Origin of the sequence: Streptomonospora mangrovi (genome assembly GCF_027604915.1) — a bacterium.
In the GTDB taxonomy this organism is placed as follows: domain Bacteria; phylum Actinomycetota; class Actinomycetes; order Streptosporangiales; family Streptosporangiaceae; genus Streptomonospora; species Streptomonospora mangrovi.
In genome coordinates this window covers 39,838-55,105 of record NZ_JAJAQC010000008.1, presented here as the reverse complement: position 1 = coordinate 55,105, position 15,268 = coordinate 39,838, and the positions used below count along the sequence as shown (strand labels likewise).

12 protein-coding genes are annotated in these 15,268 nt (G+C 75.7%); 7 read left to right on the top strand and 5 right to left on the bottom strand.

Features of this window, described 5'->3' with window-relative positions:
- The first annotated feature begins 120 nt into the window (after positions 1-120).
- On the top strand, positions 121-1,221 hold the full coding sequence (locus tag LG943_RS06505; protein WP_270071276.1) for a medium chain dehydrogenase/reductase family protein: 1,101 nt from the start codon (positions 121-123) through the stop codon (positions 1,219-1,221).
- 227 nt (positions 1,222-1,448) lie between these two features.
- Here the strand turns inward: LG943_RS06505 and hutI are convergent, their stop codons facing one another.
- Both hutI and hflX read right to left on the bottom strand, forming a co-directional pair.
- Complete coding sequence (gene hutI, locus LG943_RS06500) at positions 1,449-2,657, bottom strand: imidazolonepropionase (RefSeq protein ID WP_179766962.1); 1,209 nt, start codon at positions 2,655-2,657, stop codon at positions 1,449-1,451.
- 320 nt (positions 2,658-2,977) lie between these two features.
- Positions 2,978-4,459: a GTPase HflX gene (hflX, locus tag LG943_RS06495; protein ID WP_270071275.1), complete on the bottom strand. Its 1,482-nt coding sequence runs from the start codon at positions 4,457-4,459 to the stop codon at positions 2,978-2,980.
- Between the two features lie 255 nt (positions 4,460-4,714).
- On the opposite strand from hflX, the gene aceB reads away from it, so the two are divergent.
- The 4 genes from aceB (at position 4,715) to LG943_RS06475 (ending at position 10,755) form a co-directional block, all read left to right on the top strand.
- Positions 4,715-6,319 (top strand): malate synthase A, encoded by a 1,605-nt coding sequence (gene aceB / locus LG943_RS06490; protein WP_270071274.1) that lies wholly within the window; start codon positions 4,715-4,717, stop codon positions 6,317-6,319.
- A 140-nt stretch (positions 6,320-6,459) separates the two neighbouring features.
- Positions 6,460-7,923: an FAD-linked oxidase C-terminal domain-containing protein gene (locus LG943_RS06485; protein ID WP_270071273.1), complete on the top strand. Its 1,464-nt coding sequence runs from the start codon at positions 6,460-6,462 to the stop codon at positions 7,921-7,923.
- A gap of 157 nt (positions 7,924-8,080) precedes the next feature.
- Entirely contained in the window at positions 8,081-9,346 is a 1,266-nt protein-coding gene (locus tag LG943_RS06480) for an FAD-binding oxidoreductase (protein ID WP_270071272.1), read from the top strand.
- Between the two features lie 80 nt (positions 9,347-9,426).
- Positions 9,427-10,755: a (Fe-S)-binding protein gene (locus LG943_RS06475; protein WP_270071271.1), complete on the top strand. Its 1,329-nt coding sequence runs from the start codon at positions 9,427-9,429 to the stop codon at positions 10,753-10,755.
- 154 nt (positions 10,756-10,909) lie between these two features.
- On the opposite strand, the gene dapF is transcribed toward LG943_RS06475, so the two are convergent.
- The gene (dapF, locus tag LG943_RS06470; protein WP_270071270.1) at positions 10,910-11,755 is read right to left on the bottom strand and encodes a diaminopimelate epimerase; all 846 of its coding nucleotides are present in this window, start codon (positions 11,753-11,755) and stop codon (positions 10,910-10,912) included.
- A gap of 141 nt (positions 11,756-11,896) precedes the next feature.
- Here dapF and miaA point away from each other — a divergent pair, with 141 nt between their 5' ends.
- Positions 11,897-12,871: a tRNA (adenosine(37)-N6)-dimethylallyltransferase MiaA gene (miaA, locus tag LG943_RS06465; RefSeq protein WP_270071269.1), complete on the top strand. Its 975-nt coding sequence runs from the start codon at positions 11,897-11,899 to the stop codon at positions 12,869-12,871.
- A gap of 60 nt (positions 12,872-12,931) precedes the next feature.
- Here the strand turns inward: miaA and LG943_RS06460 are convergent, their stop codons facing one another.
- A complete protein-coding gene (locus tag LG943_RS06460; protein WP_270071268.1) occupies positions 12,932-13,306 on the bottom strand; it encodes a hypothetical protein in 375 nt (124 codons plus the stop codon).
- Between the two features lie 132 nt (positions 13,307-13,438).
- Between LG943_RS06460 and LG943_RS06455 the strand changes: the two genes are divergently transcribed.
- Positions 13,439-14,248: a VOC family protein gene (locus LG943_RS06455; RefSeq protein ID WP_270071267.1), complete on the top strand. Its 810-nt coding sequence runs from the start codon at positions 13,439-13,441 to the stop codon at positions 14,246-14,248.
- 181 nt (positions 14,249-14,429) lie between these two features.
- On the opposite strand, the gene LG943_RS06450 is transcribed toward LG943_RS06455, so the two are convergent.
- Positions 14,430-15,155 carry a class III extradiol ring-cleavage dioxygenase family protein gene (locus tag LG943_RS06450; protein ID WP_270071266.1) on the bottom strand — a complete coding sequence of 242 codons (726 nt, stop codon included), beginning with the start codon at positions 15,153-15,155 and terminating at the stop codon, positions 14,430-14,432.
- Between the last annotated feature and the right edge of the window lie 113 nt (positions 15,156-15,268).

The following is a 15,268-nucleotide window of genomic DNA, read 5'->3' as shown; positions in this document are numbered from 1 at the left end:
GTCGGCGCCCGCGCCTGCGGCCGGTCACGCCTTCGCCGCACGAGGCGGTTTTGTCACCCGTTTCAAGTGACTGACTACTCACTAACAAGTTCGACATACGACCCTTCCAAGGGAGCCACCATGGACCGCACCGAGCACACCCCCGCCGCCGAGACCGCCGCCAACCCCCGCCCCGCACCCCGGGACCGCACCTCCGAAGCCGTCGAGGTCGTCCTGCCGGGCATCGTCGAGCCCGCCGGGCTCCAGGTCCGCCGGCGGGACCTGCCGCCGCCCGCCGCCGGCGAGGCGGTGGTGGAGGTCGAGGCCACCGGCGTCTCCTTCGCCGAGCAGCAGATGCGCCGGGGCAAGTACTACGACCAGCCGCCCTTCCCCTTCGTGCCGGGCTACGACCTCGTGGGCACCGTCGCCCGGGTCGGCCCCGGCGTCGACCCCGCCATGGTGGGGCGCCGCTACGCCGCCATGACCAAGACCGGCGGCTGGGCCAGCCGCGTCGTCCTGCCCGCCGCCGACCTGGTGCCGGTGCCCGACGGCGTGGACCCGGCCGAGGCCGAGACCCTGGTCGTCAGCGGCATCACCGCCTGGCGCATGCTGCACGGCCTCGCCCGCGTCCGCGCGGGCCAGACCGTGCTCGTCCACGGCGCCAACGGCGGGGTGGGCACCACGCTGGTGCAACTGGCCCGCCACGCGGGCGCCCGGGTGATCGGCACCGCCGCACCGCGCCACCACGACGCCGTGCGGGCGCTGGGCGCCGAACCCGTCGACTACCGCGACCCCGACCTGCCCGCGCGCGTGCGCGCCCTCGCCCCCGAGGGGATCGACGCCGTCTTCGACCACGTCGGCGGCCCCGGGATCGTGGACTCGTTCCGCCTGCTGAACCGGGGCGGCACGCTGGTCTCCTACGGCACGGCCGCCACCCGCGACGTCGCCGGGTCCTCGCGCCTGCCCGTGCTCGCGCTCCTGCTGCGGCTGGCCGTGTGGAACGCGCTGCCCAACGGCCGCCGGGCGCACTTCTTCAACGTCTGGTCGGGCAGCCGCGACCGCGACCGCTTCCGCGCGCGCCTGCGCGACGACCTCGGCGCCGTGTTCGCGCTGCTCGCCGAGGGCACGCTCACCGCGCGGGTCGCCGCGCGCCTGCCGCTGGCCGAGGCCGCGGCGGCGGTGGAGCTGGCGGAGTCCAAGACGGTGGTCGGCAAGGTCGTGCTGCTCGGCGCGGAGTCCTGACCCGCGGCCTCCACCGCCCGCGCCCGCGCGGCCCGCCCCCACCTGGATCCGCACCCACGCGACCCGCCCGGCCCGCCCGCCTCCGGCCGCTCCGCCGCAGCGGCGGCCGCACACACGTCGGCCGCCCCGGACCGCGAAGGCCCGGGGCGGCCGGCGGTGTGCTCCCCGCGCGCCGGGGACGCGCGGCAACCCGGCGGGCCGGCCGCTCAGGGCCGACCGGCCGGCCTTTAGCGGATGGTCTCGCCGCCGCGCCACACGCGCAGCGTGTTGAGGCCGTAGGACCAGGCGAACGCGCCCTCGTGGTCGGCGTCCCACTGCACGATGTCGGCGTAGTGGCCGGGCGCCAGCAGGCCGCGGTCGGTCAGCCCCAGCGCGAACGCCCCGCCGACCGTGGCGGCCCGCAGCGCCTCCAGCACGCTCATGTTGAACATGGACACGGCCATGGAGATCGCCAGCGGCAGCGACATGGTGCCCGACTGCCCGGGGTTGTGGTCGGTGCCCAGCCCCACCGGCACGCCGTGGTCCAGCAGCGCGCGCACCGGCGGGGTGCGGCGCTCGTGCAGCGAGGTGGTGGGGCAGACCACCACCGGGGTGGAGGTCTTGGCCAGGGCCAGGACGTCGTCCTCGTCGGTGTCGTGCAGCAGGTCCACCGAGGAGCACTGCATGTCGGCGGCCATGCGCACCGCGCCGTGCCGGGGCTTGGCGCAGGCGTGCATGTGGGTGCGCAGTCCGGCCGCCCGCGCCGCCGACAGCAGCCGGGCGGCGTCGTCGGTGGTGAACTGCTGGTTGTCGCAGTAGACGTCCACCCCGTGCGCGCCGGCCTGCGCGGCGTCGCTCAGCCAGGAGCACACCGCGTCGACGTAGTCGTGCGGACGGCCGAAGTACTCCGGCGGGACCGCGTGGGCGGCGAAGAAGGTGACCTGGAGCCGGGGCATGCCGGGCTCCTCCTCCAGGGCGCGCAGCAGCCGGACGTCGGCGAGTTCGCCGTCGCGGGTGAGGTGGTAGCCGGTCTTGGCCTCGACCGTGGTGCAGCCCGACAGCACCCAGTGCCGCAGCCGCTCGCGCACCGCGTTGCACAGGGTCCAGGGATCGGTGCCGCGGGTCACGGTGACGGTGGAGGCCACCCCGCCGCCCGCGCCGGTGATCTCGGACTTGGAGGCGCCGCCGGCGCGCATGGCGATCTCGGCGTAGCGGTTGCCCGCGTACACCGGGTGGCAGTGGGCGTCGATCAGCCCGGGGGTGACCAGGCCGCCGCCGATGTTGTCGACCTCGTCCACGTCCACGATGTCGTTGATGACACCGGGCAGGCTCTGCGGGAGGTCGGCCGCCGGACCCACCCACGCGATGCGGTCGTGGTGCACCAGCATGGCGGCGTTACTGAGGAGATCGGTGCCGGTCCACAGCCGCCCGATGTTCGTCAGCAGTCGTACGGTCATCGTCTCACCGGCCCGCCCCAGTAGTCATGGCCGCCGGATCGCGGATGCGGGGCGGAACACGCGAGTAGACATAGGCGACCTCGTTCTCGACTGGGTCTGGCTGGGGGGAGGGGTGGTGCGGCCGGGGAGGCGGGCAACTCACGGGTCTCGAACCAGTGGTTCAAAACCGTAGTTCATCCTCCGACGCCGTGTACACCTCTCCCCTCTGCAATCCCGCTCCAATTCAGGCTCTGCACACGACAACGGCGGAACCCCGTCCGGGGTTCCGCCGTAGCATATCCGGCCTGTGACCGCTCCGTTACCCTCGGGGCGCGCGGAGGCTAGCCGACGACCGCGTACTCCTCCAGCTTGCCCGCCAGAAGCTCGGGCACCCAGGCGTGCAGCCGCGTGCCCTCGCCGGTGTGGTCTTCGTCGACGATCCGGCCCTCGGCGTGCACCCGGGACACCAGGTCGCCGCGTTCGTAGGGCAGGACCACGCGGACCTCGCGGTCGAGGGTGGGCAGCGCGGCGGCCACGGCCGCCACGAGGTCGTCGACGCCCTCGCCGGTGCGCGCCGACACCTCGACCGCCTGCGGCTCCTTGGCCTTGAGCTGCTTGAGCACCAGCGGGTCGGCCGCGTCGGTCTTGTTCAGCACGACGAGTTCGGGCACGTCCTGCGCGCCGATCTCGGCGAAGACCTCGCGCACCGCGCTGAGCTGCTGCTCGGGGTCGGGGTGGGAGGCGTCGACCACGTGCAGGATGAGGTCGGAGTCGGCGACCTCCTCCAGGGTGGAGCGGAACGCCTCGACGAGCTGGTGCGGCAGGTGCCGCACGAACCCGACCGTGTCGCTGAGCGTGAAGGACCGGCCGTCGGGCGTGCGCGCCTGGCGGACCGTGGGGTCGAGCGTGGCGAACAGGGCGTCCTCGACCAGCACCCCGGCGTTGGTCAACCGGTTGAGCAGGCTGGACTTGCCGGCGTTGGTGTAGCCGGCGATCGACACCGCCGGCACCTGGCGGACCTGGCGCTGGTCGCGCTGGACCTCGCGGGTGGTGGACATGTGCGCGAGCTGGCGGCGGAGCTTGGCCATGCGGGCGTTGATGCGCCGCCGGTCGGTCTCGATCTTGGTCTCACCGGGGCCGCGCAGGCCCACACCGCCGTTGCCGCCGCCGGCGCGGCCGCCGCCCTGCCGGGACAGCGCCGAACCCCACCCGCGCAGGCGCGGCAGCAGGTAGCTGAGCTGGGCCAGCTCGACCTGGGCCTTGCCCTCGCGGCTGCGCGCGTGCTGGGCGAAGATGTCGAGGATCAGCGCGGTGCGGTCGATGACCTTGACCTTGACGACGTCCTCGAGCTGGCGGAGCTGGCTGGGCGCGAGTTCGCCGTCGCAGATGACAGTGTCGGCGCCGGTGCTCTCGACGATCTCGCGGAGTTCGTCGGCCTTGCCGCGGCCGATGTAGGTGGCGGGGTCGGGCTTGCGGCGCCGCTGGGTGACGCCCTCCAGGACCGCCGCGCCGGCGGTCTCGGCGAGCTGCTTCAGCTCGTACAGGGAGTTGTCGGCGTCGACCTGGGTGCCGCTGGTCCACACGCCCATGAGGACGACGCGCTCCAGCCGCAGCGAGCGGTACTCGACCTCGGTGACGTCGGTCAGCTCAGTGGACAGGCCCTCGACCCGGCGCAGCGCGTGGCGCTCGGCGAGGTCGAGTTCGCCCTGCTCGGGGACACCGGCCAGGGTGTCGGCGCGGTCCTCGGCGGTGTACTCACGGTCCCCGTCCCAGGCGCCGCGGGCGGCGGAGTCGGTCGGACCGTGGTCAAAGAAAGTATTCATATCCCTCCGGTTGGGAGAACGCCGGGACCGCGGTGACTTGTTCCCGCCCCGTCCGTCCCCTTGATGGTCGCATGCGGGGGTTGCCCGGGGCACGCGTTTTTCCCGGTGGCGCGCTGCGGAAAAAGCGGGCGACCTTTCCACCTGGGCAAAAGGTGCGGCGCTGCGGCCGGGGGGCGCCGTTGACCCTGCCGCGACCGGCGAGTAGCGTCAATTCCACATAACAGAAGTAAATTTCGCTTCGTGGAAGGTACTCCTATGGGCGCCACCCCTGGGGTCGAGATCACCGGCCCCATGCACGACCGGTTCGACCAGATCCTCACCGACGACGCGCTGGCCCTGATCGCCGACCTGCACCGCCGGTTCGAGGGCCGCCGCCAGGAGCTGCTGGCGGCCCGCGCCCGCCGGCAGGAGGAGATCGCGGCGGGCGCCGACCTCGACTTCCTGCCCGAGACCCGCGCGATCCGCGAGGACCCGTCCTGGCGCGTCGCCCCGCCCGCCCCCGGCATCACCGACCGCCGCGTCGAGATCACCGGGCCCACCGACCGCAAGATGACGGTCAACGCGCTCAACTCCGGCGCCAAGGTGTGGCTGGCCGACTTCGAGGACGCCAACACCCCGCTGTGGGAGAACATGATCGGCGGCCAGCTCAACCTGCGCGACGCGCTGGACCGCACCATCGACTTCACCACGCCCGAGGGCAAGTCCTACGCGCTCAAGGACGACTCCGAGCTGGCCACGGTCATCGTGCGCCCGCGCGGCTGGCACCTGGACGAGAAGCACATCCTGGTCGACGGGCAGCGCGCCTCCGGCGCGATCGTGGACTTCGCGCTCTACCTGTTCCACTGCGCCCAGCGCCAGCTCGACAAGGGCAAGGGCCCCTACTACTACCTGCCCAAGATGGAGAGCCACCTTGAGGCGCGGCTGTGGAACGACATCTTCGTCGCCGCCCAGGAGCGCCTGGGCATCCCGCGCGGCACCATCCGCGCCACCGTGCTGATCGAGACGATCCCGGCCGCCTTCGAGATGGAGGAGATCCTCTACGAGCTGCGCGAGCACTCCGCGGGCCTCAACGCCGGGCGCTGGGACTACCTGTTCAGCATCATCAAGGTGCACCGCACCCGGGGCCGGCGCTTTCTGCTGCCCGAGCGCAACGCCGTCACCATGACCGCGCCGTTCATGCGCGCCTACACCGAGCTGCTGGTGAGCACCTGCCACCGGCGCGGCGCCTTCGCCATCGGCGGCATGGCCGCGTTCATCCCCAGCCGCCGCGACCCCGAGGTCAACGAGCGCGCCCTGGCCAAGGTCCGCGACGACAAGGCGCGGGAGTCCGGCGACGGCTTCGACGGCTCCTGGGTGGCCCACCCCGACCTGGTCCCGGTGTGCCGCGAGGTCTTCGACGGCGTCCTGGGCGAGCGCCCCAACCAGCTCGACCGGCAGCGCGACGACGTCGCGGTCAAGGCGGGCGACCTGCTGGCCGTGGACTCCGCCGAGGGCGGCGTCACCGAGGCCGGGCTGCGCGGCAACATCAACGTCGCCCTCCAGTACCTCGCGGCCTGGCTGGGCGGCAACGGCGCGGTGGCCATCCACAACCTGATGGAGGACGCCGCCACCGCCGAGATCTCCCGCTCCCAGATCTGGCAGTGGCTGCACAACGGCGTCACCCTGGACGACGGCCCCCAGGTCACCCGCGACCTCGTCACCCGCCTCATCGACGAGGAGCTGGCCGCCATCCGCGAGCAGAGCGGCGACGCCTTCGACGCCGGCCGCTACGAGCGCGCCATGGAGCTGTTCACCGAGGTCGCGCTGGCCGACGACTACGTGGAGTTCCTGACCCTGCCGGCCTACGAGCGGATGCCCTGACCCGGCTGCGCTCCACCCGCTCCACCCGCGCCGCCGGGGCGCCCTGCCCCGCGCACCGGCGGCGCCCCCCGCGCTCCCCCTTGCCCCGGGCGGGCGCGTGCGCGAAAGTACGGCTAGGACGAGCTGGGGAGGCGATCCTCGTGCCCGAACCGCTCCACGCGCTGCTGCCGCGCCTGCGCGCCGTCTGCGGCGACGACGGCGTCATCACCGACACCGCCCGCCGCCGCACCTACGAGAGCGACGGCATCACCTACCACGCGGCCCTGCCCGGCGTGGTCGTCCTGCCCACCAGCACCGCCCAGGTCGCCGCCGTGGTGTCCCTGTGCGCCGAGCACGGGGTGCCGTTCGTGCCGCGCGGCGCGGGCACCGGGCTGTCGGCCGGCGCGCTTCCCCACACCGAGGGCGTCCTGATCGTCACCTCGCGGATGCGCTCGATCCTGGAGATCGACGTCGCCAACGAGCGGGCCGTGGTCCAGCCCGGCGTGGCCAACCTCGACATCACCCGCGCGGCGGCGCCGCACGGCTACTACTACGCGCCCGACCCCTCCAGCCAGCAGGTGTGCTCGGTGGGCGGCAACATCGCCGAGAACTCCGGCGGCGCGCACTGCCTGAAGTACGGGTTCACCGTCAACCACGTGCTGGGGCTGGAGGTCGTCACCCCCGCCGGCGAGGTGGTGCGGCTGGGCGGCAAGGCCGCCGACGCCCCCGGCTACGACCTGCTGGGCGCCTTCATCGGCTCCGAGGGCACCCTGGGCATCGCCACCGAGGTCACCGTGCGGCTGCTGCGGGCGCCGCAGAAGGTCCGCACCCTGCTCGCCGCCTTCCCCACCATGGACGCCGGCGGGGCGGCGGTGTCGGCGATCATCGCCGCCGGGGTGCTGCCCGCCGCCGTGGAGATGATGGACGCGCTGTCCATCGAGGCCGCCGAGGCGGCCGTGGCCTGCGGCTACCCCGCCGGCGCGGGCGCGGTGCTCATCGTGGAGCTGGACGGCCCCGCCGCCGACGTCGACGCCCAGTTCGAGGAGGTCGCGGCGCTGTGCCGGGCCGAGGGCGCCTTCGAGATCCGCACCGCCTCCGACGCCGCCGAACGCGCGCGCATCTGGAAGGGCCGCAAGTCGGCGTTCGCGGCCGTGGGGCGCATCAGCCCCGCCTACATCGTCCAGGACGGCGTGGTGCCGCGCACCTCGCTGCCGGAGGTGCTGCGGCGCATCGCCGAGCTGTCGGCGGAGTCGGGCATCCGGGTGGCCAACGTCTTCCACGCCGGCGACGGCAACCTGCACCCGCTGGTGCTGTTCGACGACGCCGAACCCGGGGCCGCCGAGCGCGCCGCCGAGGTCTCCGGCGCGATTTTGGACCTGTGCATCGAGCACGGCGGCTCCATCACCGGCGAGCACGGGGTGGGAGTGGACAAGGCGTGCCACATGCCCGAGATGTTCAGCCCCGCCGACCTGGAGACCATGGACCTGTTCCGCGGCGCGTTCGACCCCGCCGGGATCGCCAACCCCGAGAAGCTGCTGCCCACCCCGCGGCTGTGCGGCGAGCGGCCCGGCGTGCGCAAGGGCGTCCACCCGCTGGTGGAGCGGGGCGCGGCGGAGCAGTTCTGAGCGGGCGCGCCGGGGTCCGCGCCGCGCGGCGCGGCGGCGGACCGCGCGGCGGCGGGCGCCCGCGCGATGCGCGGCGCGCGAGAGGGGCACCCGGGCGAGCACGGCCGCCGGCCCGGCGCCCCCTGACCGGTTCGGCGGCCGAGGAGGCGGGCGCGTGATGCACGAGGCGACCACGACCACCCTGACCGAGGCGCTCAGCGCGGGCGGCGCGGCGGTGCGCGAGGGCACCTCCGCCGACGCCGTGCACGGCCGCGTGCCGCGCCTGGTCGCCACCCCGCCCGACACCGCCGCCGCCTCGGCGCTGCTGGCCGCCGCCCACCGCCACGGCCTGGCCTCGATCGCGCGGGGCAACGGCACGGCGCTGGCGTGGGGCGCCCCGCCGCTGCGCTGCGACCTGCTCGTCGACACCACCGCCCTCACCGGGATCGAACACGCGGCCGGCGACCTGGTGGTGCGCGCCGGCGCGGGCACCCCGCTGGCCGACCTGCGCGACCACCTGGCGCGGGCCGGGCAGCGGCTCACCCTGGACCCGCCGGTGCCCGGCGGCACCGTGGGCGGCGCCGTGGCCACCGGGCTGTCGGGGCCGCGCCGCATGCTGCACGGCCCCCTGCGCGACCTCATCATCGGCATGACCGTGGTGCGCGCCGACGGGGTCGCCGCGTCCTCCGGCGGGCGGGTGGTGAAGAACGTCGCAGGGTATGACCTGGGCAAACTGCACACCGGTGCGCTGGGCACGCTGGGGCTGATCACCTCGGTCACCTTCCGGCTGCACCCGGTACCGCCGGCGCTGCGGCTCGTCAGCGCCCAGGCGCCCGACGCCGCCGTCCTCCAGGAGTGGACGGCGCGGGCGCTGCGCTCGGCGGCGGTGCCCGCGGCCGTCGAACTCCGCTGGCCCGCCGAGGGGCCGCCCCGGCTCCAGGTGCTGCTGGAGGGCGCGCGGGGCGGGATCGACGCCCGCGCCGCCGAGGTCGCCGCCCTCCTGGACGCCCCGCACACCGCCGAGGCCCTGCCGCCCGACTGGGGCGCCCCGCCCGGCGGCGCGCGGGACACCCTGCTCAAGGTCACCGCGCCGGTGTCGGCGTCGGCCCTGGCGGCCCGCACCGTCCGCGAGGCCGCCCGCGCCCTGGGCACGTCGGCCGACGTCGGCGGCTCGGCGGGGGCGGGGGTCCTCTACGCCGCCCTTCCGGCCGACGCCGACCCCGAGGCGGTCGCGGGGGTCGTCGCGCGGGCGCGGGCGGCCCTCGCCGAGGCCGGGGGCACGCTCACCGTCGCGCGCACCGCGCCGCACCTGGCCGACCCCGCCCTCGACCTCGGTCTCGACCGCTGGGGACCGGTCGGCGGCCTCGCGCTGATGCGCGCGGTCAAGGACCGGTTCGACCCGCACCGCCTGCTGTCGCCGGGGCGCGGCCCCGGCGGCATGTGAGGCGCCGCACCGCGCCCCTGGTCCCCGCCGCCCCCGCACCACCGGCCCGACCGGCACCACCGGCTCACAAGGAGGACGCCGTGACCGACAGCGACACCGAGGCCGGGGCCGCCCGGCCCGCCCGCTCCTTCGACGACCTGCTCGGCGACTGCGTGCACTGCGGGTTCTGCCTGCCCACCTGCCCCACCTACGTGCTGTGGGGCGAGGAGATGGACTCGCCGCGCGGCCGGATCCACCTCATGGGCCAGGTCCGCCAGGACGACGTGCTCACCGACGCCGCCGTGCAGCACTTCGACAACTGCCTGGGCTGCCTGTCCTGCGTCAGCGCCTGCCCCTCCGGCGTGGCCTACGACGCGCTCATCGAGTCCACCCGCGCCCGGGTCGAGGCCGAGCACGAGCGCTCCCCCGGCGACCGGCTGCTGCGCGCGGCGGTCTTCGCGCTGTTCCCCCACCGGCGGCGGCTGGAGCTGCTGCGCGCGCCCCTGCGCGCCTACCAGGCCAGCGGGCTGTCCGCGCTGGTGCGGCGGACGCGAATCCTGGACCGCCTCGCGCCGCCGCTGGCGGCCATGGAGCGCATCGCCCCGCCAATCCGGGGCGGGGTGCCGCGCCTGCCCGCGCGCGTCCCGGCGCGGGGGCGGCGCCGCGCCGTGGTGGGCATGCTGACCGGGTGCGTGCAGGGGGCGTTCTTCCCGCAGGTCAGCACCGCCACCGCGCGCGTGCTGGCCGCCGAGGGCTGCGACGTGGTGGTGCCGCCCGAGCAGGGCTGCTGCGGCGCGCTGTCCGCCCACACCGGGCGCGCCGAGGAGGCGGCCCGGTTCGCCCGCGCCACGGTCGCGACGTTCACGCGGGCGGGGGTTGAGGCCGTGGTGGTCAACTCCGCCGGGTGCGGCGGCACCATGAAGCACTACGGGCGGGTGCTGGAGGAGGCCGGCGCCGCCCCCGCCGAGGTGCGCGCGGCCGAGGCGCTGTCGGAGCGCGTGGTCGACCTCACCGAGTTCCTGGCCGACCTGGGTCCACGGGCGCCCCGCCACCCGCTGCCCCTGCGCGCCGCCTACCACGACGCCTGCCACCTGTCCCACGGCCAGGGCGTCACCGCCCAGCCGCGCGCCCTGCTCGCCCAGATCCCCGACCTGGAGGTGGCCGACCTGCCCAACCCCGAAATCTGCTGCGGGTCGGCCGGGGTCTACAACCTGCTGCGCCCGGAGGCCGCGACCGACCTGGGCGACCGCAAGGGCGCCGACGTGTCCTCGACCGGAGCCGAACTGCTGGTGGCGGGCAACCCGGGGTGCTCCCTGCAAATCGCCTCCGCCCTGGAGCGCGCGGGCACCCCGATAGCCGTCGCCCACACCGCCCAGGTCCTCGACGCGTCGTTGCGCGGCCTGCCGCCCTCGGCTGTGCTGAGCCGCTGAGGACGAGGCCGAGGACGGCGAGGGGGCGGGGCGGGGGCGCGTGCGGGTACCGCTTCGGCCATCGGTCTCCACGGCCGATGGCCGATGAGGCCGCCCCGCGCCTCAGCTCTCCAGCGCCTCAACCACCGTGCGCCGGCATCGCGGCATGTGCGTCTCAGGCGGGCGCGTCCACGGAGTCCAGCAGGGTGGTCTCGCCTTCGGCGACGATGACCGCCGGGCCGCGCAGGCGGGCGCCGTCGGCGTCGAGGAACACGACGCACTCGCCGCCGGGCACGCGCACCCGCCAGGTGGCGCCCTCATCGGCCGGGGTGGCGGCGGCGGCCACCGCCACGATCCCGGTGCCGCAGGAGCGGGTCTCGCCCGCGCCGCGCTCGTAGACGCGCATGCGCAGGGTGCCCGGCGCGGCCACCGCGAAGACCTCGACGTTGGCCCCCTCGGGGAAGTCGTCGGGGTCCAGCCCGGGGGCGGCGGAGAGGTCGACGTCGTCGGGGTCGCGGTCGACCTGGCAGGCCAAGTGGGGGTTGCCCACGAACACCCGCTCCCCGTGCACGGTGCCGTCGGCGAGTTCGGCGGCGGACTCCCCGCGCCGCTCGGGGCGGCCCATGTCCACGGTGAGGTCGCCGTCGTCCTCGACCGTGACGCGCCGCGCGCCCGCGCGCGTGCCCACCGGGATCTCCGGCCCCTTTGCCAGTCCGCGGTCGAGCAGGTAGCGGGCGAAGACCCGCACACCGTTGCCGCACATCTCGGCGACGCTGCCGTCGGCGTTGCGGTAGTCCATGAACCACTCGCACGCGGCGGAGGAGGCGGCCGGGCCGGTCAGCGCCTCGCCCAGGGCGGCGGTGCGCACCACGCGCAGCACGCCGTCGCCGCCGATGCCGGCGCGGCGGTCGCACAGCGCGGCGACCTGGGCGGGCCGCAGGTCCAGGGCGCCCTCGGGATCGGGGATGATCACGAAGTCGTTCTCGGTGCCGTGGCCCTTGGCGAATCGCATGGAGATCATCTTAGGAGCAGCCAGGGCAACGCACGCCCACCGTCCGGCCGCTGCCACACTGGAGGGACGGACGTGGACAAGGACGACGCGTGAGGAGGTCCGCGACATGGCAGCGCGATCCACGGGGGCGGACCGCCCGGGCGCGGTCCGATGACCGCCGCCGCGAACGCGGCGGGCGGCCCGCCGGTGATCGCCGTCGTGGGGCCCACGGCCGCCGGGAAGTCCGACCTCGCCGTCGAACTGGCGCTGCGGCTGGGCGCCCGCCGGGGCGCGGCCGAGATCATCAACGCCGACTCCATGCAGCTCTACCGGGGCATGGACATCGGCACCGCCAAGCTCACCGTGGCGGAGCGGCGGGGCGTGCCCCACCACCTCCTCGACATCTGGGACGTCACCCGCGCCGCCAACGTCGCCGAGTACCAGGACCTGGCGCGCGCCCTCATCGACGGCCTGCGCGGGCGCGGCGCCGCCCCCGTGCTGGTCGGCGGGTCGGGGCTGTACGTGCGCGCCGCCCTGGACGAACTCGACTTCCCCGGCACCGACCCCGCCGTGCGGGCGCGCCTGGAGGAGGAGCTGGAGCGCCGGGGACCCGCGCCCCTGCACGCCCGGCTGGCCGAGCGCGACCCCGAGGCCGCGCGGGCGATCCTGCCCGGCAACGGGCGGCGCATCGTGCGCGCGCTGGAGGTGATCGAGCTGACCGGGCGGCCGTTCACCGCCACCCTGCCCGAGCACACCTCGCACTACCCGTGCGTGCAGATCGGCCTGCGCGTGCCGCGCCCGGTGCTCGACGACCGCATCGAGGAGCGCGTGGCGCGGATGTGGCGGGCCGGGCTGGTGGAGGAGGTCCGCGCGCTGCGCGACGCCGGCCTCGCCGAGGGCCGCACCGCCTCGCGGGCGCTGGGCTACGCCCAGGCGCTGCGGTTCCTGGCCGGTGAGTGGACCGAGGAGGAGGCCCGCGAGGAGACCGTGCGGGCCACCCGCCGCTTCGCCCGCCGCCAGGAGTCCTGGTTCCGCCGCGACCCCCGGGTGCACTGGCTCGACCACGGCGACCCCGACCTCACCGAGCGCGCGTTGGAACTGGTGCACGCGGCCTGGCCCGACCCGGCGGCGACCGGCGGCCACTGAGCCCTGACTGGGAGCGCGCCCCCGCCGCTGGACGGACGGTCCGCACCGCAGGGGCGGCCGCTACAGGCGTTCCCCGACCGAGGGAGCACGGTCCAGCATCTGCCTGACCCGCATGCCTTCTGCGCGTGAGGCCACCCTCGGCAGCGGGGCGAAGTCGTCGGGAAGCACGTCCAGCAGGCTCAGCACCCGGTCTCCACCGCGCAGCGTGATCAGCAGCTCGCACCGCAGGTGGCGGGGAACGTCGGGGCGGTGGGACAGGCCGTGCCACAGGGCCGGCCACAGGTAGTGCGTTCCCTCGGGCGCCGTGTTCGCCCGCACCCACGCCGGGTCCAGGCACTGGTTCAGGCTGAGGACACCCGCCCGCTCCTCCAGCCGGAGCAGCGAGGCCGAGTCGATGACCTTGACCTCGCGAGGCAGTGGCTGATCGACGTGCATCGCCCCATACTGCCCGGCAGCGCCCCCGGCGCCGAGCGGGCGACCACCCTTGCGGCGGCGTGTTTCGGCCTGTTTGCATCCACTTTGCCGACGCGCCGAATGCGCCGAGTAGAACACGGGTACGACGCCGCCATGACGACTGCGGTGGAGTACCCGGCCGGCGCCCCCTGCTGGATGGATCTTTCCGTGCCCGACCTGGACCTCGCCCGGCGGTTCTACGGCGGCGTCCTGGGCTGGGAGTTCGACGACCTGCCCTACTCCATGGCCCGCCTGAACGGCCGCCGCGTCGCCGGGCTCTCGCAGCGCTGGGGACCCGACCCCGAGGCCGAGGCCGCGCGCTCCGCCGCGTGGACCGTCTACCTGGCCACCCAATCCCTCGCAGGCACCCTGGAGGCCGTCACCAACGCCGGCGGCCGGCCGCTGGGCGTGCCGCAGGACATCGGCGACCTCGGCGCCATGGCCATCGCCCGCGACCCCGCCGGCGCGGTGTTCGGAATGTGGGAGCCCGGCACCCTGCGCGGGGCCGAGGCGTACGGCGAGCCGGGCGCGCCGGTGTGGTCGGAGGTGACCAGCGGCGACGTGGAGGCGGCGAGCGCGTTCCTGGTGCGGGTGTTCGGCTACGAGCCCGAACGGCTCGCCGGCTACGACTTCGTCACCCTCTACAGCGGCGGCACACCGGTGTGCGGCGTCTACGGCGGCACCGCCGACCGCCCCAGCCGGGGCCTGGCCGCCTGGCTGACCTACTTCGCCGTGCGCAGCGCCGACGACGCGGCCGCCCTCGCCCAGGACTCCGGCGGCACGGTGGTCGACCCGCCCGCGGACTCCCCGTTCGGCCGCCGGTGCCTGCTGGCCGACCCCTTCGGCGCCCGGTTCGCCGCGGTCGAACCCGCCGAGCGCTCCGGACCGGCCGGGCCGACCGCTCCCCCGCCCGCGCCGCGCTGAACACGCCGGGGGACGGTGCCTGGCCGCCCGCTCCGGCCGGGCCGGGGTCCGCGTCCTCGCTGAACACACCCGCGCTCATGCTCGCGCCCGTACCCGGCCGGACACGTCCGCGCCCGCGCGCCCGCGTCCGGCCGGCCCGCGCGCCCACGGCCAAGCGCGGCGCCTCGGACGTGCCGCCCCGTCAGCGGGCCGCTGCCTCCACTCCCCCGGCCTCCTGGGTCCACACCGCCACGAAGTAGCCCACGCCGTACGGTGCCTCGTGCGCCAGCAGCTCGCCGCGCAGCGGCCTTCCCTCCGGTAGGGCGCGGGCGGCGCCCGCCAGGACCTGCCAGGCGGGGCGGCCCTGGGCCATCAGCCGCTCGGCCGCGCGCGGCTCCAGGCGCGCCAGCGCGTCGGCGTCGGCGGCCGCCAGGGCCGCGGCGACCGCACGGTCGAAGGCGGGGGCCTGGGGGTCGGCGGGGGCCGGGGCCGCCTCGCCGTTGCGCGCGCTGCCGTCGCCCATCACCAGCAGCGCCACCCGCCGCCCGGCCCCGGCCAGCGCGGCGCCGCGCGCCAGGCAGCGCTCGGGGCCGGCGGCGGCGGCCACCTCCGCGTACCGGTCGGGGCGCACGCCCGCGCGCTCGGCCAGCCACCGCCCCACCGTCAGCGCCGGCGGCAGCACCGGCTCCCCCGGCCCCACCCGCAGCGGCACCCCGAAGTCGGCGAACCCGCCGCCCGCCCCGGCCGGGTGGTCGCGGTCGCGCGCGCCCGCCCCCACCACCGCCACCACGTCGGGGCCGGAGGCGGCCAGGGCCGCCACGGCGCGGTCGCAGGCCGCCCGCAGCCCGGCGAGTTCGGCGGCGGCACCCGCCGCGACCTGCGGGACGAGCAGCGGCGGGTGGGGGCACACGGCGGCGGCGGTCAGCACACCGGCAGGCTACCCGCCCACCGTTGACGGCTTCCTAACGCCGGACGCCCTTGCCGCCGCCCGCCCGCCCCGCCTAGGTTGACTTCATGACCGGATTTGAAATCTGGTCAAAC